Genomic DNA, 20,790 nt, shown 5'->3' with positions numbered 1-20,790 from the left:
AGTGTGTAAAGCGCGTCTTAAAAGTATGAGCAAAGCAGATTTAGTCCAGATAATCATTCAGCAACTGGAAGAAAAACTTCAGGTTGCACACGCTGCTACCCAGCGTGCCATTGATGCCGCAACGGATGAAGAGACCGTACCAGAACATAAATACGATACGCTGGCCCTGGAGGCCTCATACCTTGCCCACGGACAGGCGATGCGTGTTCAGGAAAGTGAGGAAGAGCTGAGGCAGTACCGGGCATTAGTTCTGCGGGACTTTACTGGTGTGCCGATTGGTGTCGGTGCTTATGTCGTGCTCGAAGATGACCATTCCAATGAGAAATGTTTCTTCATCGGCCCCTGTTCCGGTGGTGTGACGGTCAAGTGGCAAGATAAGGACGTTTTTGTCTTAACGGCGAAATCCCCACTTGGCCGGGCTCTGATAGGTAAAGAAGAGGGTGACGAGGTGATTGTTGAAATCGGCAATAAAACAACTTGTTATGAGGTTGTGACGGTTTTCTGACACCAAACTTATCACTCAGTGTTATGTTTAACGATAGTAAAGTCGGACAAAAGAGAAATACATGAAAAAACTGATCACACTCTCTCTGCTGATGGTGAGTGCTTCTGGTTACTCGGCGCAATGTCGTGTCGATATCAACAACGAAGTTCGTATGGATGGACAGAGTTTGGAAATTCACCAGACAACCGGTGACAAAGCGGTCGTAGACGAAGACAACAATCTGTTTATAAAAGGGGAGCAGGTCGAGCTTGATGCTGAGCAAAAAGCGGCGATTGAAGACTACCGGGAACAGATGAACACCGCTATTCCTAAGGCCAAACAATTAGCGAGTGATGGTTTGGAACTGGCAAATGCCATCATCGATGATATTGCTGCGAGTCTAGATGCGCCAGATGCTTTTGATAATGTAAAAGCTTCCGTAAAAACGTTTTTGCGGACGTAGAATCGCGTTACTACAAAGATGGCGATTTCATTCTACCTGCAGAGAGCTTTGAGTCGATGACGCAAAGCTGGACGGATGACTTCGCGAAAGCTCAGGAGATCTTCAACAAGGAATTTTTGGCAAGTGCGTTTGAGGCGTTGTCTAAAAAGATGAAAGAAGGAGAGGGCCTGAATCTTACCGCCCTGTCTGAAAGCATGGCGGAGCTGAGCGCGAAAGTTGAACAGCGTCTTTCGGAACACTCGAAAGAGGTAGAACAGCAGGCTGAAGACCTGTGTGACTCGCTGGATAAAATGGCTGATCAGGAAGAAAACGTACTGAAAAAAATCCCTGAGCTGAAAGACTACCGAGTCTTTACGATTTAATCAGGCTTTCAGTAACCCAATTTAGGGTGGATAAATAATTAAAGAGAGCGTTTTTATGCGCTCTCTTTTTTGTTTATGTGGGAGCTTTGGAGCGGCCCCTGTTGGTGAGAAACTTATTGTGCATTCATTTGCGTCAGTTTATCGCCCACTGGTTGTGAGAAGTTAAAGCCATCGTGCTCGTCCCAATTGATAGACCATGTCATGACACCGGCGTAATTCGGGTAGTTGAATGCTGGTGTTACGTTTTCGCATGAGGTGCCTTTGGTTAAGCAATCCAGAGCATCGAGAATATTCTGAGTCGGTGCCTGACCTGAGTTAGCTGAGCTAGGACCAGATGGCAGACCAATCGCTACCTGATCATCGCGCAGAGGTTCAAACTGAGTTCCATCTGCCAGCTCAAATCCTTCAATCAGCATTTTAGATTGAGCAACCATCATATCTACAGAGCCTTCCGGCGCAGAACCGGCGAGGTAGGGGTTAGGTAGGCCACCGTTGTTATACAGTTGAACGTGTAACAGGTCGAGTGTACTGCGCGTATCATTGATTACCGGGATGTATGCCCCCCAGATACCGCTGTAGGCAACGAAACCACCCTGAACATACGGGTGCTCCGGAGCCATGGTCAGATACATATCACCGCCCATGTTCTGTTCAATTTGCAGTAGTGCACGACCCAAGCGAGCCTGAATTTGCGAACCGTGAACAAGGTTTGAGCCGCTCTCCAAATCTACATCCAGTCCGTCAAAGCCCCATTCCGCGATGATTTCGGTCAGACTGGATACAAAGTTAGCTTCATCCTGGTCGGTATTTAAGGTAATCGTACCTTCTGCTCCACCCAAAGAAAGTACAAATTTCTTACCTTTCGCCTGAAGTGCAGCCATATCCTGCTTGAACTGCGTTGCATCTAAAGCAGGGCACGAGCTGTATATGTCGCCTGAGTATAAGTTGAAGTGGACAGTACCATTGCTGTTGCGATCGTTTTCTGCAAAGGCAATATCAATGACATCCCATGCATCGGACATGTCAGCGAGACGGATTGGACAGCCCGCACCGTTAACGAAGTTGTGCCAGTAACCAATCAGCTTGTGACGTTTTGCAGTTTGCTCTACCACAGTAACCGTTGCTGAATCAGAAGTCGCTGAGTTACCTGCAAGATCAACGGCCATAGCGCTGACTGTGAAACTGCCGATAGCGGCTGGTGTCCAGTTTGTCGCGTATGGTGCAGTGGTATCAGTAGCGATAACTGCGCCGTTGACGATAAAGTCTACCTGTTTGATATCAGAGGTAAGCGAGGTGGCTTCTGCACTCAGTGCCAGATTCTTGCCCAAACCAACGGTTTGACCTGTGCCGGGATAAGATAAAGCAACGACTAAATCTTTGTCGCTGACCGTTACATTCACAACCGACTCTGAGGTGTTATTTTCGTTATCGGTTGCGATAGCTTTAAGCTGGTTTGTTCCTACCATCGTTGCATCCCAGAGCACCGAGTATGGCGCTTGGGAGACAACCCCCAGACTGGCATTGTTGGCGAAGAACTCGACTTGTGTAACACTGCCATCCGCATCGTTGGCTTCGGCGGAAACATTATTACTGCTGCCCGCGAGGAAGATCTGACCATCAACCGGAGAAGTAATCGAAACCTGAGGTGGAGCCGAGCACGTGCCTAATCCTGTCCATGCATCCTGCCAGTACAGCCCTTCGCCCGGCGCGTATGCCCAGGCAGCATCAGATGAACACCATCCTGCGACATCACAGCGGTATTTCTGGTTCAGGTTAGAAATCAGGGTACCGGCTTCATAGCTAGTACCTGCTACGTATTGAACCGCATCTGCACATCCACCACTGCCTGTACCTGAGCCTGCAACAATTAAAGTGACTTCCTGGCTAGTGGTTGTTAATGCTGAGTCATCTGTTGCCTGAGCCTTAAAGGTGTGTGTTCCCTCAGATGCCGTCCAGCTGTGTTCATAAGGCGCACTGGTATCAATAGCGACAGATTGGTTGTTCACAAAGAATTCAACCTGAGTCACGATGCCATCGCTATCGTCTGCCTGCGCACTGACTGTCAGGATATCACCTGCACTCAGCGTTTCGCTGCCGGTCGGGCTGGTCAATGCGACACTTGGCGGTGGAAGTTCAACTTGAGGCTGAACATTGATAGCAATGGTCGTTGCTGTCATGGCACCTTCGTTGTCGGTTGCTATCACAGTTAGCTGAGTAGTACCGTTCGTCGCGGTCCAGGAAGTTTCAAATGGCGCTTCTGTGATGATCGCAATGGTTTGATCCCCCGCCAGGAATTCAACCTGCGTTACCTGGCCATCCTCATCTGCAGCGCTTGCCAGTAAGGTAATCAGGCTACCTTCTGGAATGTCAGCATTGGCAGTCGGAGAAGAGAAAGACACGGTCGGAGACAAATTGCTGCTTCCGCCTTCACACTGACCAAGTAACTTCCAGGCTTCCCAACTTCCTGAGTTACTCTCCGGGTTATTGCCTTGGGTCCAGTATGCGGCTTCATAAGCGTCGCCCTGAGTCTGAACTTGGTCACCTGATGTATATACAGCCTTGCTGTCCCAGTCGGGTAAAGTTTCGCAATTGTAGGCTTGAGCTTGATAGCTGACACTCAGCGCTGCTATCACCGCTGTGTGAAGTGGGCTCAGTTTCATTTTTCTCTCCTTGAGTCATCGACATGAATGGAATATACCCAGGCATCCTGAGGTTACTTGGGCATCACTAGTTGATAGATAGACCTTGGGAGTGAAAAACGAAGCGCTAGATTTTTCTTTTCGACACAATGTCACGAGGAACTATTCGTGGCTGACACAAGAGCTCATAAATTTTCGGCTGACTTCACGATGGCTCGTGGCACTAAAACTTGCGGATTAAAGATGTTGGAGTAGTGGAAACTTTGGCTGATGAGTGATGACTAAATATGGGATGTACGTAATATTTTACAAACTGAATATCTGCGAATTGTTCTGGTTGTCGAATATTTGACCTGGTTGCTCTTGCTGATTAGTTGATATTTCTATAATGTACTAGTTAGCTAGTTCATTGATATTTTGTGTGAGTGGTATGACACAACAAACTTCTTCTCAGCCTCGTGAGCATTTTGGCTCTCGTCTCGGATTTATTTTAGCGGCAGCAGGCGCTGCAGTTGGTCTGGGCAATATTTGGGGCTTCCCAACACAAGCAGCAAGTAATGGTGGTGGTGCCTTTTTGCTGGTTTATTTAGTGATGATTCTTATCGTTGCTTTTCCTATGCTGGTGGTTGAAATGGCGATTGGTCGTCATGGTCAGGCCAACCCCGTAGATAGTATGCGCGCGCTTACACACAATCCGGTCGGTAAAAAGATTGGTGGCATTGTTGGCTGGATTGGTCTGAGTGTACCAAGTGCTGTGTTAGCGTTTTATTCTATTGTTGGTGGTTGGTTAATCTGCTTTTTACTCGGTGCAGTAACTGACATCATGGGCCTGGAAGAAATGACTGCCTGGTTCAAAGGTTTCAGCGTAGAGCGCAACCTGTTTGGTACGATCACATTTTACGTTCTTACTGTCTTGATCGTTCAAGGCGGCGTCAAAGACGGTATCGAAAAATGGTCAACGCGATTGATGCCAGCGTTGTTTGTGCTGTTTGGATTGTTGTTTGTCTACATCATGACGCAAAACGGCGCGATGGAAGGTCTTAAGCATTATCTGGTACCGGATTTTGAAAAAATCTGGGACAGAAAGCTAATTTTAGCAGCGATGGGGCAGGGCTTCTTTTCTCTGACCATTGGTGGCTGTTCGATGCTGATTTACGGTTCTTACCTCAGTAAGAAAGAGAACCTGCCTAAGATGGCGATGAACGTGACATTAGTCGACACAGCAGTGGCGTTTGTTGCTGGCCTGGTTGTGATGCCAGCGATGTTTGTGGCAATGCAAAAAGGCGTGCAGATATACGCAGAAGATGGCTCCCTGCTGAGCTCAGATACGTTAGTCTTTACTGTGTTACCACTGATGTTTGATAGCTTAGGTTTGCTTGGTCAGCTGTTTTCAATCGTGTTTTTCTTACTGCTGACGATTGCCGCACTGACGTCATCTATTTCTATGCTTGAATGTCCGGTTGCACTGGTAAGTGAGCGTTTCAATACTAAACGTGGCGCAACAAGCTGGGTACTAGGTGGCTTGATTGCTCTGTTCAGTGTGGTGATTGTATATAACTTTGGCGCAATGTTCGGTCTGGTTGCGACCGTGGCTACTCAGTATTTACAACCAACTGCAGCACTCCTGTTCTGTCTGTTTGGTGGCTGGGTATGGAGTCGTAATTCAAAAATCAAAGAACTTGAACAGGGCTTCCCGGAGTTCACTCAGGGCTGGTTTGGTAAACTATGGCCAGTTTACGTGAAGTTTGTTTGTCCGGTACTTGTGGCTACTGTTATCTGGGCTTCATTTGGCTAACGAGTTAAATTGATAAAACAAAGGGCTTGATGATCACTCATCAAGCCCTTTTTAGTATTCGTACCTTTAAGTAAAGGATTAACGGAACTGACCCGCTTCCGGAAGGTAATCAAACCCTGCGCTTGCCAGTCTGGCTTCCAGTGCGGCACGGTCAATATCAAAGAAAGAAACTAGCTTATCCAGATCTCCGCCAAAGTCGTCCCGCAGTTTCATGTTGACGATGCTCATTAGCATCACCGGGTCCATAGACTCAAAATTCGCCAGGTTCATTACTTATCCTCAAAATCTGAAATCAACAGGTTGGCAGCGGCAAAAGCTGCTGCTTCACGAGTTTCTTTTGGCAGGGATTCATTAGCAGCAACATCATTTAGCGCCTTCACTGCACAAGAAATTGCCTGTGGTATATAAGCTTGATCGCCACTGCCAATTTGAGCATAGAGTTCACGAACCAGTTCACAACAGCCGTATACTTGCATCGTCTAATCCTTAAAAGTGATAACTGCTCTCAAATATACACATAGCCGATTTGAAACTCAAAGCAGAGACTTGTTTTGGCTCAATTTGTTGTTCATCTTGAGCAGGGTTTAATCAGCGGAGCGAGATAGAGATTTTGATTTTCTTGAATAAAAAAGGGCTGACCGAAGCCAACCCTTTTTAACATCAATTAAGCAATGGAGTTACTTAAGCTGAGCTTTAACGTGCTCAACAATATCAGCCATCGCTACAGCTGCTTTCTCACCACTACGACGGTTCTTGTACTCGAAGTTGCCTTCTTTCATTGAACGGTCACCGATGATGATAGTGTGTGGTACACCTAGCAGTTCCATATCTGAGAACATTACACCTGGACGCTCTTTACGGTCATCAAACAGTACTTCGATACCCATAGCTGTCAGTTCCGCGTACAGCTTCTCAGCCGCTTCTTTCACTTCTTCTGACTTATGCATGTTCATAGGTACGATTGCAACCTGGAAAGGTGCCAATGCATCCGGCCAGATGATGCCGTACTTATCGTGGTTCTGCTCAATCGCTGCCGCAACAACGCGAGTAACACCGATGCCGTAACAACCCATTTCCAGAATTACGTTTTTACCGTCAGGACCAAGAACGCCACAGTTCATCTTCTCTGAGTAGTTCTTACCTAGCTGGAAGATATGGCCAACTTCGATACCACGCTTAAGCTGGATAGTACCTTTACCACACGGGCTTGGATCGCCTTCAACCACGTTACGTAGATCTTCAATCTGACCAAGTTCAACGTCACGACCCCAGTTAATACCGAAGTAGTGTTTGTCGTCGATGTTCGCACCGGCACCGAAGTCGCTCATTACTGCTACGCTGCGATCAACGATAAATGGCAGTTTAAGACCTACCGGGCCAAGAGAACCAGGGCCTGCACCGATAAGTGCGCGGATCTCTTCTTCTGTCGCCATCTCAAGTGGAGCGGCAACTTCTTTGAGGTTTTCTGCTTTTACTTCGTTCAGTTCGTGGTCACCACGAATGATCAGAGCAATGATGTCCGCATCGACTTCGTCAGACGCTTTAACAAACAATGTCTTAACCGTCTTCTCGATAGCTAGGCCATGTTGCTCAACCAACTCTGCGATCGTTTTCGCGTTTGGCGTATCAACTAGCGTCATCTCTTGAGTTGGCGCTGGAGCTGAATCAGCAAGAGCCAAAGCTTCTGCTTTTTCGATGTTCGCTGCATAGTCAGATTCGGTTGAGAACGCAATTAGGTCTTCACCGCTTTCTGCCAGTACATGGAACTCTTGAGAGCCGCTACCACCGATAGCGCCGCTATCCGCAAGTACAGGGCGGTAATCCAGACCCATGCGGTCGAATGCTTTACAGTAAGCGTCGTGCATTGCATCGTAAGACTTTTGCAGACCTTCTTTGTCGATGTCGAAGCTGTATGCATCCATCATCGAGAATTCACGAGAACGCATTACACCAAAGCGTGGACGACGCTCGTCACGGAATTTAGTCTGGATTTGGTACAGGTTCAGAGGAAGCTGCTTGTACGAGCTAACTTCGTTACGTACCAGGCTAGTGATCACTTCTTCAGCGGTCGGGCTAAGAACAAACGGACGAACATGACGGTCAGTAAAGCGAAGTAGTTCAGGTCCCATTTTTTCGCTGCGGCCTGTCTCTTCCCATAGTTCAAACGGCTGAACAACGGGCATCAAAGTTTCGATTGCACCTGCATTGTCGATCTCTTGACGAACGATGTTTTCGACTTTACGCAGTACACGTAGACCAGTAGGTAGCCAGGTGTATAGACCTGAAGCCAGCTTACGGATCATACCTGCACGTAGCATGAGCTGGTGGCTCACTACTTCTGCGTCGTTTGGAGTCTCCTTCAGAGTAGAAAGAAGATAATTACTGGTACGCATTAAATTTATCCGTTTATTTAAGTTAGATACTCTCGCCAGAATTGGACGGAGTATGGGGATCCCATAATGGGAATTTTGTTAGCCGCCTATAATATCAGCCAATTGGCTTTGTCAAAAGCTTTCGATCGCGGTAACCGTTATTAAGTTGTCATTCACCGTAAACTTGACGTTTAAATCGAACAAATTTACCGCATATTCTTTGCTGTCCGGCTTGTTCTTCTTATACGCTGGACGGGGATCTTGCGCTAACACTTGCTCGATGACACGCAACATATGTTCAGTATCGGATCGCTTTGTCTCCGACGCCAATGACTCTGATGAAAGTGCTTCTGAAGAAAAAGTGACTTGCAACTTTTCAGGCTCTTCTTCTGCATAGCCGCCTTGGGCTCTGGCAATCGAATCCGAGTAGGGGATGTAGGGTTTGATATCGACAATAGGGGTGCCATCGACTAAGTCAACACTGCCCACGTCTATATAGATTTGATCGCCTTTCTTAGTGACGCCTTTTACTTCAACTGCTGACATGCCAATACCATTTGGCCGAAAAGTAGAGCGAGAGGCAAATACACCAATTCTTTCGTTCCCGCCTAAACGTGGAGGCCTGACCGTTGGTTTCCAGCCTGCCTCTAAGTTCTGGTCGAACAAAAACAGCAGCCATACATGAGAAAACTGCTCTAAACCTCTGACCGCTTCAGGGCTATTTGCATCGCCCTGAAGTTTTACTCTTGCTGTTGCAGCCGGCACCAAACGTGGTTGGCGGGGTACTGCGAATTTCTCTTTGTAAGGCGTTTCAATGACGCCGATTGGCTCGATGGAATACATAGCAGATATCTTTAATGACTCGTTTAATGCAAAAAGTATCACAAATTTCTCTTGCTTTTCTTATTGGGAATTATTATTAATTAAAATGTTATAACATAACAATTAGTGCAAAGGAAAATGTAATGAGACCAGATATCCACCCCGAATATCGTCCAGTGGTGTTCCATGACACTAGTGTAGATAAATATTTTGTTGTTGGTTCAACACTGAAAACTGACAGGACCATCGAATGGGAAGATGGCAAAACATACCCTTATTTTACGTTAGATGTATCTTCTGCATCGCATCCTTACTACACGGGTAAGCAACGTGTGGTCCAGACGGAAGGGCGTATTGCCAACTTCAATCGTCGTTTTGGTCAGTTTACTAAAGAATAAGGAGACAGAGATGAAAGTTGTAAAGTCATTAAAGAGTGCTAAAAGCCGCCATCCAGACTGTCAGATTGTGAAGCGTAGGGGACGTCTATATGTCATTTGTAAAACCAACCCAAGGTTCAAGGCAGTACAGAAATAACAAGGTGTCATATTAACTGCTTATTGTTTTGTTTAATTGATAGTTTTGGCTTATTTGTCATATGTAGGTGAAAAATCTATGTTTTTAGTTGTGAGTGGTTAAATATTTGTCACTTAGTTACACTTTGTGACATTTAAGGCTTTAAATTGGCTCATCTCTCAAGTAATCTTCGCTCGCTTTTTGACAAATTTGTCACAAATGCACAGGAATAAAAACAAGGAGAGACCAGATGAGTTCATCTGCTTCAATTAAACAAAACACGCCTAAGAAGCCGCTGTTTACGCGCTTTTTGGATTCTGTCGAATATTTGGGGAACCTATTACCTCATCCGATTACACTATTTGCCCTTTTCTGTTTAGCCATTTTGGTGATGTCGGGTATTGCTGGTTACTTCGAAGTTTCAGTAATGGATCCTCGCCCAGAAGGGGCAAAAGGTCGTGCCGCTGATGGCATGATCCACGTTGTCAGCTTGCTTAATGCTGAAGGTCTGCAGTTGATCGTTACTAACCTGGTTAAAAACTTTGTTGGTTTCGCTCCGTTAGGTACTGTACTGGTAGCAATGCTTGGTGTTGCTATTGCTGAGTACTCAGGTCTGCTTTCAGCTGCGATGCGCGGTCTTGTAATGGGTGCTTCTCAGCGCATGGTTACAGTGACAGTCGTTTTTGCTGGTATCATTTCTAACACTGCATCTGAGCTTGGCTACGTGGTACTTATCCCACTAGCAGCAATGCTATTCCACTCATTAGGTCGTCATCCTCTTGCTGGTCTTGCTGCTGCATTTGCTGGTGTATCTGGTGGTTACTCTGCAAACCTGCTTATCGGTACGGTTGACCCTCTGCTTTCAGGTATCACTGAAACAGCGGCACAAATGATCGACCCGACATACACAGTTGGTCCAGAATCAAACTGGTACTTCATGTTTGTGTCTACGTTCTTCATTGCAGGTATGGGTGCATTCGTTACTGAGAAAATCGTTGAACCAAAACTTGGTAAGTACAACGAAGAAGAAGCTGCAGAAGATCTGTCTAAGGACAAGATGGGTGGCCTGACAGACCTAGAAAAGAAAGGTCTGAAGCTGGCAGGTATTGCAGTTCTGGCGGTATCAGCATTACTTGCATGGACAATCGTTCCTGAAGACGGTGTTCTGCGTTCTGCTACTGGTACTGTTGCAGGTTCACCATTCCTGAAAAGTATCGTTGCTTTCATCTTCGTATTCTTTGCTATCCCTGGTTTTGTATACGGTAAAGTTGTTGGCACAATGAAAACTGACCGTGACGTTATCGACGCGATGGCTAAGTCTATGTCTTCAATGGGCATGTACATTGTATTGGTATTCTTCGCCGCTCAGTTTGTTGCTTTCTTTAAGTGGACTAACTTTGGTCAGGTATTCGCAGTAGCGGGTGCAGACTTCCTGCAAAACATCGGTCTGACAGGCCCAATGTTGTTCTTCGCATTCATTCTGATGTGTGGCTTCATTAACCTGATGATTGGTTCTGCATCTGCACAGTGGGCTGTGACAGCTCCTATCTTCGTGCCAATGCTAATGTTAGTAGGTTACGCTCCTGAAACTATTCAGGCTGCTTACCGTATCGGTGACTCAACCACGAACATCATTACACCAATGATGAGCTACTTTGGTCTGATTCTAGCGGTTGCTACTCGCTACATGAAGAACCTAGGTATCGGTACTCTGATCGCGACAATGCTGCCTTACTCAATCTGCTTTATCGTAGGTTGGAGTGTGTTGTTCTACCTATGGGTATTCGTATTCGGTTTACCAGTAGGTCCTGGCGCGGCAACGTACTACACGCCTTAATAAATCGAGCTTTTCACACAGCTCTAAAAAGCTGCGATTATCGCAGGCTTTTTTATTTTTCGTTTTGGTCAAAGTAGGTGTGATTAGCGCTTGGCCAAAATACGGTCCAGATGATTGGCAAACTCACGACGCTCTGTCTGGGACAGTGCTGCCGGACCACCTGTTTGAATACCGCTCGAACGCATGGTGTCCATAAAGTCGCGAATGTTAAGGCGGGCTTTGATGGTGTCTTTGGTATATAACTCACCACGAGAGCTTAGTGCTAACGCACCTTTAGTGATGACTTCATCTGCAAGTGGGATGTCTGAAGTAATCACCAGGTCATTTGCTTCCACGCGACGAACAATTTCGTTGTCGGCAATATCAAAACCTGCCGGGACTTGGAGCGAATGAATATTTGCCCTTTTCGGTACAGGGACTGTGTGGTTGGCGACAAAGGTACACTCTACGCCGGTACGCTCTGCTGCGCGCACAATGGTTTCACGAATTACTTTAGGACAAGCATCGGCATCTACCCATAACTTCATGATAATTTCTCACTCAGTTTGGCTTCTAACTCTTCAATACGAGCAGTCAGCATGGCGACGGTATGTTCAAGTGCAGTCAAGCGATCTTCTTCTTTTGATGCGGGTGCTTTGATTTCCACTTTAGGTACGTGATTCGCACTCTTCCAACTTTTTATAACCGTTATCAAAGCTGGCATAGGAACTGGTGTTTTCATGCGGGCTTTAACTAAAGCCACACTCGCTTCTTTACCCTCTTTCTGCAGCTGCTCCATTACGGCTTCCAGCTCTTTAGTGACGTCTTGAGTTAACATTTTCTGTCCTTAACAGTGATATCGGTATCATCATACTTTGAGCTGTTGAATTTAGCGAATAGCAATTTGGATCGTGCTTTGTGAGAGATCTCTTACAAGACTTGTAAGAGAAAACGATTTTCGAAGCAGATAAAGCGAAGTTTTTCTTGTTAAGTTGTTGATAATTATGGGTTGGGCCTGAATGGCAATAAAATTGTCTGAAAAAATGTTACCCAGGCTAATTGTGATTGCAAAGAAAAAGCGTAAATTAAACCTTGTCAGCAGGAAGCAGACACGGAACAGGAAAGTACCAAGGATTTGGTTATCGTCAGGATGACGATTTGGTTACTCAGGATGAGTAGTCAAGCAAGGAGCAAAGGACATTGTAGGGAAGCAATCATTAACAGGAAGTTGATGACTAGGGACAGACAATGGACACCTCTCAGGATTGAGGTTAGGGACAGCATCAGGATGATGCCATGGACACCGCTCAGGGAACAAGTGAAGTGCGCTAACGGGGAATGTTGGCTATCAGGATGATAATGGACACCGCTAGGACGGCGAAGAAGGGACAGAGCTGAAGGGATCAGCCACTATTAAGGATGATGCAAGGAGCATTATTTAGTAGCCGGACTGCTGCGAGTAAGATCATGACCCCGATACGTTTGTGTCGGGGTTTTTCTTTTTGAATCAATTGTTTTTAGAATCCACGTGTACAGGCATCGTTTCCGGATATTTAAACAACGGGTTAAAGGATGCTTAATGCAGAGTAGTTAAAATTTGAAGCTCAACGTCTTCGTGATGTTATCCGAATTTTCCTACGCCACTTTTAGTAACAGAAATCATCTCCTTAGCATAAGATTAGCAACATCATAATAATTATTAATTGCCATTTAACGTATTGTTAAAAACATTAAATAAGAACAATACTCTATTAAATCAGTTGGTTAAACTTTTGGCTTTTCTACAAAATATTATGTTCGCAGTCACTGAGTTGTCTATTCATTACATGTGACATGCGGGTGAGTTAGGTTTGTTGTAATCAAGGAAAAGATGTGGCCATAGTAACCAGAAGAATGCTTCTTCTACCGTACGATGAGTCGTTGCAACTAGAATTTGTCATGCTTAATTGCTGTGCAAAAAATCGCGCTGAAATGAACGGCCCTCATACAGTAGCATCTGCCAAACAACTATTTGAAAAAATACTGGATGATAAGAATACTTATAGTCTGGCGGTGTTAGAGAGTGGCAGTCGAGACTATATGGGACATATATTTATATCCCAGCTGAATTCCAAGCCAGAATTAGGCTTTATCTTCGATAAAGCATATTGGGGGAAAGGTTTAGCAACGGAAGCGTTAAAGGCTTTTTTACCAAAAGCATGCCGGGAATTAGGACTTCATAAAATAACAGCGACTGTAAATTGTGGCCATCTGGCCTCGCTGGCGGTTTTGGAAAAATTAGGGTTTATTAAAATTCGAGAAAGTAAGGACTTATATGGCCCTTACTTTGAAATGGAATTTACAAACGATGCGGTGGCAGGTGAAAGCTCAGCGGCCTGAATCCGACCATTGTCAACTCCCCTTGGTAACAATCATCGCCAAGGGATGAAAACTCAAACTGATACACAGTATGCCAACGCCAGAACCCTTCTGGCGTTTTGAGTTTATGTGCACCAAAAGCAATACTCACTAACTGTAGATCCAATTGCTCGCATTTTCGTGTAATTGCGATTTTAGCCAGTTCAGACTGACGGCGCTGTTGCCAAAACAGAAAACAGAAAAAGCACAGTCCCAGTATTGCTAATAGATCTCCTATCATCCTTGAACCTTTATTGTCCTTTTTTCGCTTGTTCTATGGCCGCTTGCTGCAAATTGACCAGCGCACGCGCCAACTCTTCTGAAGGGCTAGAATGCAATAACGGCAGTAGCACCATTCTTAACTCTGGCAACATCACCAAATCAGCAAATAATTGATTAAATAGAGTTTGATTTCCTGTTTGCGCAAGTCGAAGTAAGAACTGCTCAGCAACCTTTGCATCCGCTAACAGGTGCCATGTTCGGCCTGCGATACCAATAAGGACTTCCTGGTGGCTAAGGCGAGGGCTCTGTAATATTGCTTTTAATACCGGCAAGGAGATCTCTGTCGACGCGCCTGCAAGTGCGCGCGTCAATGCAGATAACAGGAAGAGATCCGGTTCATTACTTTCAATCTCTTTTTGTGCTTTCTCCGCGATACGTTCAGCTAACTTTGTATTTAATTCAACATGCTCTAATGCTCCGAGCAAGGCATACAGTGGCTCGCTTGGAAGATGATGGAGAGATTTACGTAAGGCAACTGCGTTTTGCTCTTTGCTCTGCCTGGCCGCCATATCCGTGATACCTTGCAGCCCAACTGTCTGCCAGTTTTCCCAACCAAGACCACCAGAAAAGTAGTGTTGTGCATGTTCGTAATACTGACTGGTCGGCAACTCCAAATCAGAGCGAATCTGACTGTGGAAAACCGCCATTTTATCTTCCGTAGGTTTGAAGGTGTACGGGTTGTTAGACAACTTCTGTTGCTGTTCTTCGGACATTTCTTCGCTTAGACGTGTGCCCATGGCTTCAACGACGTATTTGATGAAGTTACCAATATCAGATTGTTTTAACAGGCCACGTTCATCCAACTCGAATTTTAAGAACCAGATCCAAGGCTGTCTTTGTTCATTCCAGTAAGCGATGGCTAAATGAGCTTTGCGCTGCATCGGAAACGGGTAAGGGCATTGACCTTTTTCAACGTCGGCAAAGATTTGCGATTCGATGGTTCTGATGCGGCGCCCGAGATCGAAGATTTGATAGTCACAATTACTATTTTTCAGCAACTGGGTGAGGGTCTGAATGTTTTCCATTAAATACGACGTCCTAACGTTCTTTTCACAAGAGATGGTATCATTCTCGGCTAATTCAAGGTTCGATATGTAAAAGTTAATGACAACAAGCACAAAACTGGCGGAATTACTTCATCAACTTGAAGTTCAGCTAAAAAACCATCAGCTTTGGCAACAAACCGTGCCATCTTCAAAAGCACTACAAAGTGTAGAGCCGTTTGCCATAGATACGCTCCATCCTCACGAATGGCTGCAGTGGATATTTATCGCCCGTATGAGGACTTTAGTTGAGAGTAATCAGCCGCTACCGAGAGGTTTTGCAATTGAACCTTATTTCTCAGAGGCGTGGAAACAAGACCCGCAATATGCTGAGTTATTGATAACTATCCGAACCATCGACGAAATATGTAAGTAACCACTATGTCAGAACAAGAAACATCACAAGTTGTCACTCCGGTCGAGCTGGAGATCGTTTATCAAGACGAATATTTTGTCGCGGTGAATAAGCCCGCAGGTATGCTGGTGCACCGCAGTTGGTTAGATAAACACGAAACCCAGTTCGTCATGCAGACACTGCGTGATCAAATTGGTCAGCATGTTTTTCCGCTCCACCGCCTGGACAGGCCAACATCCGGCGTTTTGGTCTTTGCACTTTCAAGTGAGGTCGCGTCTCAGGTGATGCCGATGTTTGCTGAGCACAAAATGGAGAAAATTTACCACGCTATTGTACGTGGCTGGATTGAGGAAGAGGGCGTATTAGATTACGCGTTGAAGGTTGAATTGGACAAAATCGCAGATAAGTTCGCTTCACAAGAAAAAGAAGCTCAAGAGGCGGTTACTGCATACAAGCCGCTCGCGAAAGTAGAAGTGCCATATTCTACTGGTAAGTTCCCGACAACGCGTTACTGTTTGATGGAAATGAAGCCAAAAACAGGCCGTAAACATCAGCTTCGCCGTCATATGGCACACCTGCGTCATCCAATCGTGGGTGATACTTCGCACGGTGATGGTAAGCACAACAAGCTCTATCGTGTTGAATTTGACTCACACCGCCTGTTATTGCACGCGTCAGAGCTTCGTTTTATCCATCCTTACACTAATAAAGAAATAGTACTCAAGGCGGGTATTGATGAAACCTGGCAGAGCTTGTTTGAGCGGTTTGAATGGGACACGTCGTTGGTGAACTAAACGTGAGATAAACACTAAGGGGTTGGCACTTCGCCAACCCCTTTTTCATTTTGTGATTAATCTATCGTTATTTGAGCTTTTCCAGATCCGCTTCGATCTCAGCGATCTTACTCGATACGACTTTTTCTAAATGACGAAGGTCAGAGAGAATTTTCTGTTTGACGTCGACTTCTGCCACTTTGGTTGGTTTGGTGATTTTATTCAGCTCATCAATAACTAAAGTGAGATTACGATTAATTTCTGTAACTTCTTTGTATTGGTGACTGCCACTGTCAACAAGGACGTTTTTAATCTGGCGTGGGTATTTGAATTTAACGCTTTTGGCAAAGAGCTCGCCTTTCTGCTTGAGGAAATAGATTTTCAGCACATCTTTGTGTGCCTCTTGGCGTAGAGAATAACGTTCTATCTGCTTTGGATCTTGAATGCCCAAACCAGTGAGGTGTGGAAACATAGGCTACCTCTATAATACTGAATTGATATCATCCTAACTGTAGCAGCCAAAGTGCGCGCTAGATAGCTGATATTTCGTCAAATTGCGCAATTTGTGGACAAGATCGCTATCGTTCTTGTCCACGCTAAGTATATTCTTCGATTAAACGCTTACAGCATCAGACAGAGTCTCTATCAGGTTCTCGCGTAGCTCACTTTGTTGCTCGTCACTGAGCCTACCGCCCGTACTACTGGTCAGAATAAATAAGTCTTCTGCTCGTTCACCGATGGTGGTGATTTTGGCGCCATGAAGATTGATATTCAAATCTGCAAAAGTACGTCCGACTTTTGCCAGTAGTCCAGGGGTGTCCAGAGCCACAAATTCCATTAAGGTGTGTTTTTTACCTTTGGTCGGCAAGAAATCTACTTTGGTTTTTACATTGAAGTGCTGAAGTTTATGCGGTGTACGACGAGTTTTAATCTTCGTCGGACGTCCATCTTCTAACACATGCGTCAGATGTTTGATAACAGCGGCATGACGAGATTCATCAATCGCTTCCCCGTGCTGATCAAGAACGATAAAGGTATCAATCACGTGGCCATCTTTGCTGGTCATGATCTGAGCATCATGAACGTTGAAGTTACGTCGGTCGAGCTCCGCAACAACAGTAGCAAAGAGCGCAGGTTGATCTTTGCTGTAGACAAAAACTTCAGTGCCTCCACGGGTGGCCTTTTTACTGATAAGCACGAGTGGCTTGCTTGAATCTTCCATACGCAGTAGATGGCTACAATGCCAGGCTATCTGAGAATGGGTATGGCGCAAGAAGTAGTCAGCTTTAAAACGTTGCCAGAGTACTTCTATTTCACGAGAAGAAAACCCTTCTTTGCGCAATAGAGCGGAAGCCATTTGTTGGTTGTGACGAATACGTTCTCGCACATCCACTGGGTTTTCCAGTCCTCGGCGAAGCGCTCTCTGAGTGGAGTAGAAAAGCTCCGCCAGTAGAGTACGTTTCCAGGCATTCCAAAGCTCTGGGTTAGTCGCACAAATATCGGCAACCGTCAGGCAGACAAGGTATTCGAGTGACTCTTCATCACGTACTTTTTTCGCGAATTCAGTGATGACATCTGGATCATAAATGTCTCTTCGCTGAGCCGTAACGGACATGAGTAAATGGTGTCTGACCAGCCAGCTTACCAGTTTGGCTTCTGGTTTAGATAACCCATGCTCAATACAGAAATCATAAGCTTCTCCCTCACCGATTACCGAGTGGTCGCCGCCTCTGCCTTTACCAATGTCATGGAAAATTGCTGCAATGATTAGCAACTCTTTCTTTTGCATCCGCGGGTAAATATCGCAACAAATCGGGTGCTTATCATGATTCGCAGGGTCACCAAAGGTGTTGATGTGTTTCAGTAAGCGGATACTGTGCTCGTCTACCGTGTATGCATGGAAGAGGTCAAACTGCATCTGGCCGACTATTTGGCTCCACTGAGGCAGATAAGCAGCCATTACGCCAAGTCGGTGCATAAGGCTGAATGCTTTGTGCAGAGCGTTAGGGTGACGACACAACGCCATGAACTTTTCACGGGCTGCGGGCATAGTATGAAGAAACTTGTTTAATCGGCGGCGAGCGGTTCGCAGCTGACGCAGAGTAGGAGGGCTAACACCTTCAATGGTTGAATCGTTAGCGATGTGCAGAAACATATCGAGAATGGTTTCTGGACGTGCCTGAAATAGCGCCGGCTTACGAGCTTCAATGAGTGAGCCTCGACGCTGAAAATCGTCATCAAGAATTTCCGCATTCTCGGTAATACCACCGTTGATAATCGCCTGGTCAAACAGCTTCAGTAGCATTTTGTTCAACTCTGCGACACGACGAAGGGTTCGGTAAAATTCCTTCATCATCATCTCAACGCCGCGATTACCTTCGCCTACGTAACCTAGGCTTTCTGCGACTTGAGCCTGATGAGCGAAGGTCAGACGGTTGTCGTAGCGGCGCAGCTCGAGATGTAACGCGAAACGAACTCGCCATAAGAAATCCTGACACTCAACTAGTTCGCGATACTCTGCATCGGTTAAAAAGCCATAACGGCTCATCTCTAGCAAGGATGTCGCGCCAAAGTGGCGGCGTGCTACCCAGCTTAAAGTATGAATATCTCTCAAACCGCCAGGTGTTGACTTGATATCTGGCTCTAAGTTGTATGTGGTGTCATGGTAACGCGCATGGCGCTCTCTTTGCTCTTGAATTTTGGCGCGATAAAAGGTTTCACTTGGCCAGAAAGAGTCGGATAACACGACTTTTTTCAGCGCCTGAAACGTATCTTCACTGCCACACAGCAGACGAGCTTCCTGAAGGTTGGTCGCTACGGTAAGGTCAGCGCGTCCAATTTCGGCACATTCATTGACTGTACGAACAGAATGTCCGACTTCAAGTTTGAGATCCCACAAGAAAGTGATGAACTCACTGATTTTCGCTTCAAGGGCATTAGGCAGTTTGTTGTTTGAAAGAATGAGAATATCAATGTCAGATAGCGGATGAAGCTCACCGCGACCATATCCGCCTACAGCAACCAGTGAAATATTATAAATGTCATTGAAACCGAAATGTTGCCATAAACGATTTAGGAGTAAGTCCATGTACTCCGCTCTGGCAAGAACCAGACTTGTGACGGGATGGTGATTTAGAAATTCTTGTTTTTGTTCAGAGCCGAATTTTTCGAGCTCTTGCTTAAGTTCACCGATATTAATTTGTTCATCGGTAAACGTAAGAGGGGACTGAAGTGACATATTTGCTATCCGTGCAAGCTAAACTATTAGCAATCTACCAAATTTGATGCAGATAAAAAATATCCCCGCGAGAGCGGGGATATTAAAGTTCGTTGTAATTATGCGTTTTTCATCAGGCGTGGAATAGAATCGTCGCTGCGAAGTGTCAGAACTTCACAACCGTCTTTCGTCACTACAACGGTATGTTCCCACTGAGCGGAGTTTTTACCGTCGCCTGTGTAAACCGTCCAGTCGTCTTGCGCATCAACGCTACAACCGAACTTACCAGCGTTGATCATTGGCTCAATTGTGAAACACATGCCTTCTTTTAGTACGCGGCGGTCTTTGTTTTTGTAGTGAACCACTTGCGGCTCTTCGTGGAACTCATCACCGATGCCGTGACCACAGAAGTCTTTCACAATAGAAAACTTATTACGCGGGTTGTTCTTGTTGTTTTCTTTAATGTATTTCTCAATCGCAGTACCGATATCACCAACCGTTGCGCCTGGTTTAACCTGACGCATACCGATGTAAAGTGACTCTTGGGCAACCATACAAAGGCGCTTGTTAGCCGGAGAAACTTCACCAACTAAGAACATCTTCGAAGTATCACCGTGGTAACCCTGAGGGCGAACGCTCAAATCTGCGTTTTCATCGTTAGGAATGATAACAGTGATATCAACGTTAATGATGTCGCCATCTTTCAGTACAGCGGGTTTTAGCTGACCGTTGCTACCAATCTCATCTTTTTCTGCCGGAATGCCGTGACAAACGATGTGGTTGATAGAGGTACAAATCGACTTAGGGAATCCATGATAATCAAGCGGTGCAGAGTACGCGCCTCTTTCTAGAGCGTATTCATGACAGATTTTATTTAACTCTTCTGTCGTTACGCCGACCTTAATATGCGGCTCGATCATTTCTAGAACTTCTGCGGCTAGCTTGCCCGCAATGCGCATGCGTTCGATTTCTTCAGCAGTTTTAATCTTGATTGACATTGGCTTTCTCTACTTATTCGTAAGCACGTAAACGTGCGAATGGCCGCATTCTAACAGACATCATGTGATGATCCCAAGCCAGTTAAGAATATGAGTCATTCTTAGGGGCTGTTGACCTTTCGCGGTTAAATTTTGTTCGAGATAAAAGCGTTTTAATCGCGGCGAGAGGTTTGTAGCCTAGTCATTCTAAGCAAACACCTCTCAACAAAGAGTAAAACGCTTTTAGCCGAATCCTTCGGGCAGCATTTTTGGCTCCTTTCTACCGCGTTATCGGCTTATCAAGTAGAATAACTACATTTCAAAGCCTCTGCCTTGTATAAAGAATCCACAAATTGCTGCAAAAATCAGCTCGAAAGGTCAACAGACCCTAATTAACTGCTGCCTTCCTTTAATGTTACTCTCTTTTACCGTTTTAAGAGCAGAAACGGACAGTCAAAGAAATAATTTTTACTAGCCAGA

The 20,790-nt window shown here is 45.6% G+C and carries 20 protein-coding genes and 1 pseudogene; 9 read left to right on the top strand and 12 right to left on the bottom strand.

Annotated features, from left to right (window positions below):
- Nucleotides 1-25 precede the first annotated feature (25 nt).
- Together KHN79_RS10230 and KHN79_RS10225 are read left to right on the top strand one after the other, a co-directional pair.
- Nucleotides 26-505: a GreA/GreB family elongation factor gene (locus KHN79_RS10230; protein WP_182008890.1), complete on the top strand. Its 480-nt coding sequence runs from the start codon at nucleotides 26-28 to the stop codon at nucleotides 503-505.
- Nucleotides 506-566: 61 nt separating this feature from the next.
- A pseudogene (locus KHN79_RS10225) lies at nucleotides 567-1,309 on the top strand (YggN family protein).
- 113 nt (nucleotides 1,310-1,422) lie between these two features.
- Here the strand turns inward: KHN79_RS10225 and KHN79_RS10220 are convergent.
- Complete coding sequence (locus KHN79_RS10220) at nucleotides 1,423-3,969, bottom strand: Ig-like domain-containing protein (RefSeq protein WP_182008701.1); 2,547 nt, start codon at nucleotides 3,967-3,969, stop codon at nucleotides 1,423-1,425.
- A 409-nt stretch (nucleotides 3,970-4,378) separates the two neighbouring features.
- On the opposite strand from KHN79_RS10220, the gene KHN79_RS10215 reads away from it, so the two are divergent.
- A complete protein-coding gene (locus KHN79_RS10215) occupies nucleotides 4,379-5,743 on the top strand; it encodes a sodium-dependent transporter (RefSeq protein WP_182008700.1) in 1,365 nt (454 codons plus the stop codon).
- A 78-nt stretch (nucleotides 5,744-5,821) separates the two neighbouring features.
- Here the strand turns inward: KHN79_RS10215 and KHN79_RS10210 are convergent, their stop codons facing one another.
- The 4 genes from KHN79_RS10210 to tsaA form a co-directional block, all read right to left on the bottom strand.
- The gene (locus KHN79_RS10210) at nucleotides 5,822-6,013 is read right to left on the bottom strand and encodes a DUF4250 domain-containing protein (RefSeq protein ID WP_182008699.1); all 192 of its coding nucleotides are present in this window, start codon (nucleotides 6,011-6,013) and stop codon (nucleotides 5,822-5,824) included.
- Nucleotides 6,013-6,219 carry a YaeP family protein gene (locus tag KHN79_RS10205; RefSeq protein ID WP_182008698.1) on the bottom strand — a complete coding sequence of 69 codons (207 nt, stop codon included), beginning with the start codon at nucleotides 6,217-6,219 and terminating at the stop codon, nucleotides 6,013-6,015. The genes KHN79_RS10210 and KHN79_RS10205 overlap by 1 nt, the downstream gene beginning before the upstream one ends.
- Nucleotides 6,220-6,420: 201 nt before the next feature.
- A complete protein-coding gene (locus KHN79_RS10200; RefSeq protein ID WP_182008697.1) occupies nucleotides 6,421-8,136 on the bottom strand; it encodes a proline--tRNA ligase in 1,716 nt (571 codons plus the stop codon).
- A gap of 111 nt (nucleotides 8,137-8,247) precedes the next feature.
- A complete protein-coding gene (gene tsaA, locus KHN79_RS10195; RefSeq protein ID WP_182008696.1) occupies nucleotides 8,248-8,958 on the bottom strand; it encodes a tRNA (N6-threonylcarbamoyladenosine(37)-N6)-methyltransferase TrmO in 711 nt (236 codons plus the stop codon).
- A 122-nt stretch (nucleotides 8,959-9,080) separates the two neighbouring features.
- Between tsaA and KHN79_RS10190 the strand changes: the two genes are divergently transcribed.
- From KHN79_RS10190 to KHN79_RS10180, 3 genes are all read left to right on the top strand, one after another.
- Nucleotides 9,081-9,335 carry a type B 50S ribosomal protein L31 gene (locus KHN79_RS10190; protein WP_182008695.1) on the top strand — a complete coding sequence of 85 codons (255 nt, stop codon included), beginning with the start codon at nucleotides 9,081-9,083 and terminating at the stop codon, nucleotides 9,333-9,335.
- Nucleotides 9,336-9,345: 10 nt separating this feature from the next.
- Entirely contained in the window at nucleotides 9,346-9,471 is a 126-nt protein-coding gene (gene ykgO, locus KHN79_RS10185; RefSeq protein ID WP_005380299.1) for a type B 50S ribosomal protein L36, read from the top strand.
- A gap of 229 nt (nucleotides 9,472-9,700) precedes the next feature.
- Entirely contained in the window at nucleotides 9,701-11,287 is a 1,587-nt protein-coding gene (locus KHN79_RS10180; RefSeq protein ID WP_182008694.1) for an AbgT family transporter, read from the top strand.
- An 83-nt stretch (nucleotides 11,288-11,370) separates the two neighbouring features.
- Here the strand turns inward: KHN79_RS10180 and KHN79_RS10175 are convergent, their stop codons facing one another.
- On the bottom strand, nucleotides 11,371-11,814 hold the full coding sequence (locus KHN79_RS10175; RefSeq protein ID WP_182008693.1) for a YaiI/YqxD family protein: 444 nt from the start codon (nucleotides 11,812-11,814) through the stop codon (nucleotides 11,371-11,373).
- Nucleotides 11,811-12,104 carry a hypothetical protein gene (locus KHN79_RS10170; RefSeq protein ID WP_182008692.1) on the bottom strand — a complete coding sequence of 98 codons (294 nt, stop codon included), beginning with the start codon at nucleotides 12,102-12,104 and terminating at the stop codon, nucleotides 11,811-11,813. The genes KHN79_RS10175 and KHN79_RS10170 overlap by 4 nt, the downstream gene beginning before the upstream one ends.
- Nucleotides 12,105-13,159: 1,055 nt before the next feature.
- Between KHN79_RS10170 and KHN79_RS10165 the strand changes: the two genes are divergently transcribed.
- Nucleotides 13,160-13,645, top strand: coding sequence for a GNAT family N-acetyltransferase (locus KHN79_RS10165; protein ID WP_182008889.1), 486 nt, complete (start codon nucleotides 13,160-13,162; stop codon nucleotides 13,643-13,645).
- Here KHN79_RS10165 and KHN79_RS10160 read toward each other — a convergent pair.
- Together KHN79_RS10160 and KHN79_RS10155 are read right to left on the bottom strand one after the other, a co-directional pair.
- Nucleotides 13,605-13,904, bottom strand: coding sequence for a DUF3301 domain-containing protein (locus KHN79_RS10160; RefSeq protein WP_182008691.1), 300 nt, complete (start codon nucleotides 13,902-13,904; stop codon nucleotides 13,605-13,607). The two genes, KHN79_RS10165 and KHN79_RS10160, sit on opposite strands and share 41 nt — an antisense overlap.
- A gap of 10 nt (nucleotides 13,905-13,914) precedes the next feature.
- Entirely contained in the window at nucleotides 13,915-14,970 is a 1,056-nt protein-coding gene (locus tag KHN79_RS10155; RefSeq protein WP_182008690.1) for a DUF3549 family protein, read from the bottom strand.
- Between the two features lie 79 nt (nucleotides 14,971-15,049).
- Here KHN79_RS10155 and KHN79_RS10150 point away from each other — a divergent pair, with 79 nt between their 5' ends.
- The gene (locus KHN79_RS10150) at nucleotides 15,050-15,364 is read left to right on the top strand and encodes a YqcC family protein (RefSeq protein ID WP_182008689.1); all 315 of its coding nucleotides are present in this window, start codon (nucleotides 15,050-15,052) and stop codon (nucleotides 15,362-15,364) included.
- 5 nt (nucleotides 15,365-15,369) lie between these two features.
- Nucleotides 15,370-16,137, top strand: coding sequence for a tRNA pseudouridine(65) synthase TruC (truC, locus tag KHN79_RS10145; RefSeq protein WP_182008688.1), 768 nt, complete (start codon nucleotides 15,370-15,372; stop codon nucleotides 16,135-16,137).
- Between the two features lie 67 nt (nucleotides 16,138-16,204).
- Here the strand turns inward: truC and KHN79_RS10140 are convergent, their stop codons facing one another.
- From KHN79_RS10140 to map, 3 genes are all read right to left on the bottom strand, one after another.
- Nucleotides 16,205-16,588: a DUF3461 family protein gene (locus tag KHN79_RS10140; protein ID WP_182008687.1), complete on the bottom strand. Its 384-nt coding sequence runs from the start codon at nucleotides 16,586-16,588 to the stop codon at nucleotides 16,205-16,207.
- A 141-nt stretch (nucleotides 16,589-16,729) separates the two neighbouring features.
- Nucleotides 16,730-19,354: a bifunctional uridylyltransferase/uridylyl-removing protein GlnD gene (gene glnD / locus KHN79_RS10135; protein ID WP_182008686.1), complete on the bottom strand. Its 2,625-nt coding sequence runs from the start codon at nucleotides 19,352-19,354 to the stop codon at nucleotides 16,730-16,732.
- Between the two features lie 98 nt (nucleotides 19,355-19,452).
- Complete coding sequence (gene map, locus KHN79_RS10130) at nucleotides 19,453-20,331, bottom strand: type I methionyl aminopeptidase (protein ID WP_182008685.1); 879 nt, start codon at nucleotides 20,329-20,331, stop codon at nucleotides 19,453-19,455.
- Between the last annotated feature and the right edge of the window lie 459 nt (nucleotides 20,332-20,790).

The organism is Vibrio sp. B1FLJ16 (genome assembly GCF_905175385.1).
Classification (GTDB): domain Bacteria; phylum Pseudomonadota; class Gammaproteobacteria; order Enterobacterales; family Vibrionaceae; genus Vibrio.
Note: the sequence above shows the minus strand (reverse complement) of the source record. Positions and strands in the feature narration are given on the sequence as shown.

Bases quoted from the DNA above. Each gene is read 5' to 3' on its own strand.
- KHN79_RS10230 (WP_182008890.1), top strand. From the start codon at position 26: ATGAGCAAAGCAGATTTAGTCCAGATAATCATTCAGCAACTGGAAGAA.
- KHN79_RS10220 (WP_182008701.1), bottom strand. From the start codon at position 3,969: ATGAAACTGAGCCCACTTCACACAGCGGTGATAGCAGCGCTGAGTGTC.
- KHN79_RS10215 (WP_182008700.1), top strand. From the start codon at position 4,379: ATGACACAACAAACTTCTTCTCAGCCTCGTGAGCATTTTGGCTCTCGT.
- KHN79_RS10210 (WP_182008699.1), bottom strand. From the start codon at position 6,013: ATGAACCTGGCGAATTTTGAGTCTATGGACCCGGTGATGCTAATGAGC.
- KHN79_RS10205 (WP_182008698.1), bottom strand. From the start codon at position 6,219: ATGCAAGTATACGGCTGTTGTGAACTGGTTCGTGAACTCTATGCTCAA.
- KHN79_RS10200 (WP_182008697.1), bottom strand. From the start codon at position 8,136: ATGCGTACCAGTAATTATCTTCTTTCTACTCTGAAGGAGACTCCAAAC.
- tsaA (WP_182008696.1), bottom strand. From the start codon at position 8,958: ATGTATTCCATCGAGCCAATCGGCGTCATTGAAACGCCTTACAAAGAG.
- KHN79_RS10190 (WP_182008695.1), top strand. From the start codon at position 9,081: ATGAGACCAGATATCCACCCCGAATATCGTCCAGTGGTGTTCCATGAC.
- ykgO (WP_005380299.1), top strand. From the start codon at position 9,346: ATGAAAGTTGTAAAGTCATTAAAGAGTGCTAAAAGCCGCCATCCAGAC.
- KHN79_RS10180 (WP_182008694.1), top strand. From the start codon at position 9,701: ATGAGTTCATCTGCTTCAATTAAACAAAACACGCCTAAGAAGCCGCTG.
- KHN79_RS10175 (WP_182008693.1), bottom strand. From the start codon at position 11,814: ATGAAGTTATGGGTAGATGCCGATGCTTGTCCTAAAGTAATTCGTGAA.
- KHN79_RS10170 (WP_182008692.1), bottom strand. From the start codon at position 12,104: ATGTTAACTCAAGACGTCACTAAAGAGCTGGAAGCCGTAATGGAGCAG.
- KHN79_RS10165 (WP_182008889.1), top strand. From the start codon at position 13,160: ATGCTTCTTCTACCGTACGATGAGTCGTTGCAACTAGAATTTGTCATG.
- KHN79_RS10160 (WP_182008691.1), bottom strand. From the start codon at position 13,904: ATGATAGGAGATCTATTAGCAATACTGGGACTGTGCTTTTTCTGTTTT.
- KHN79_RS10155 (WP_182008690.1), bottom strand. From the start codon at position 14,970: ATGGAAAACATTCAGACCCTCACCCAGTTGCTGAAAAATAGTAATTGT.
- KHN79_RS10150 (WP_182008689.1), top strand. From the start codon at position 15,050: ATGACAACAAGCACAAAACTGGCGGAATTACTTCATCAACTTGAAGTT.
- truC (WP_182008688.1), top strand. From the start codon at position 15,370: ATGTCAGAACAAGAAACATCACAAGTTGTCACTCCGGTCGAGCTGGAG.
- KHN79_RS10140 (WP_182008687.1), bottom strand. From the start codon at position 16,588: ATGTTTCCACACCTCACTGGTTTGGGCATTCAAGATCCAAAGCAGATA.
- glnD (WP_182008686.1), bottom strand. From the start codon at position 19,354: ATGTCACTTCAGTCCCCTCTTACGTTTACCGATGAACAAATTAATATC.
- map (WP_182008685.1), bottom strand. From the start codon at position 20,331: ATGTCAATCAAGATTAAAACTGCTGAAGAAATCGAACGCATGCGCATT.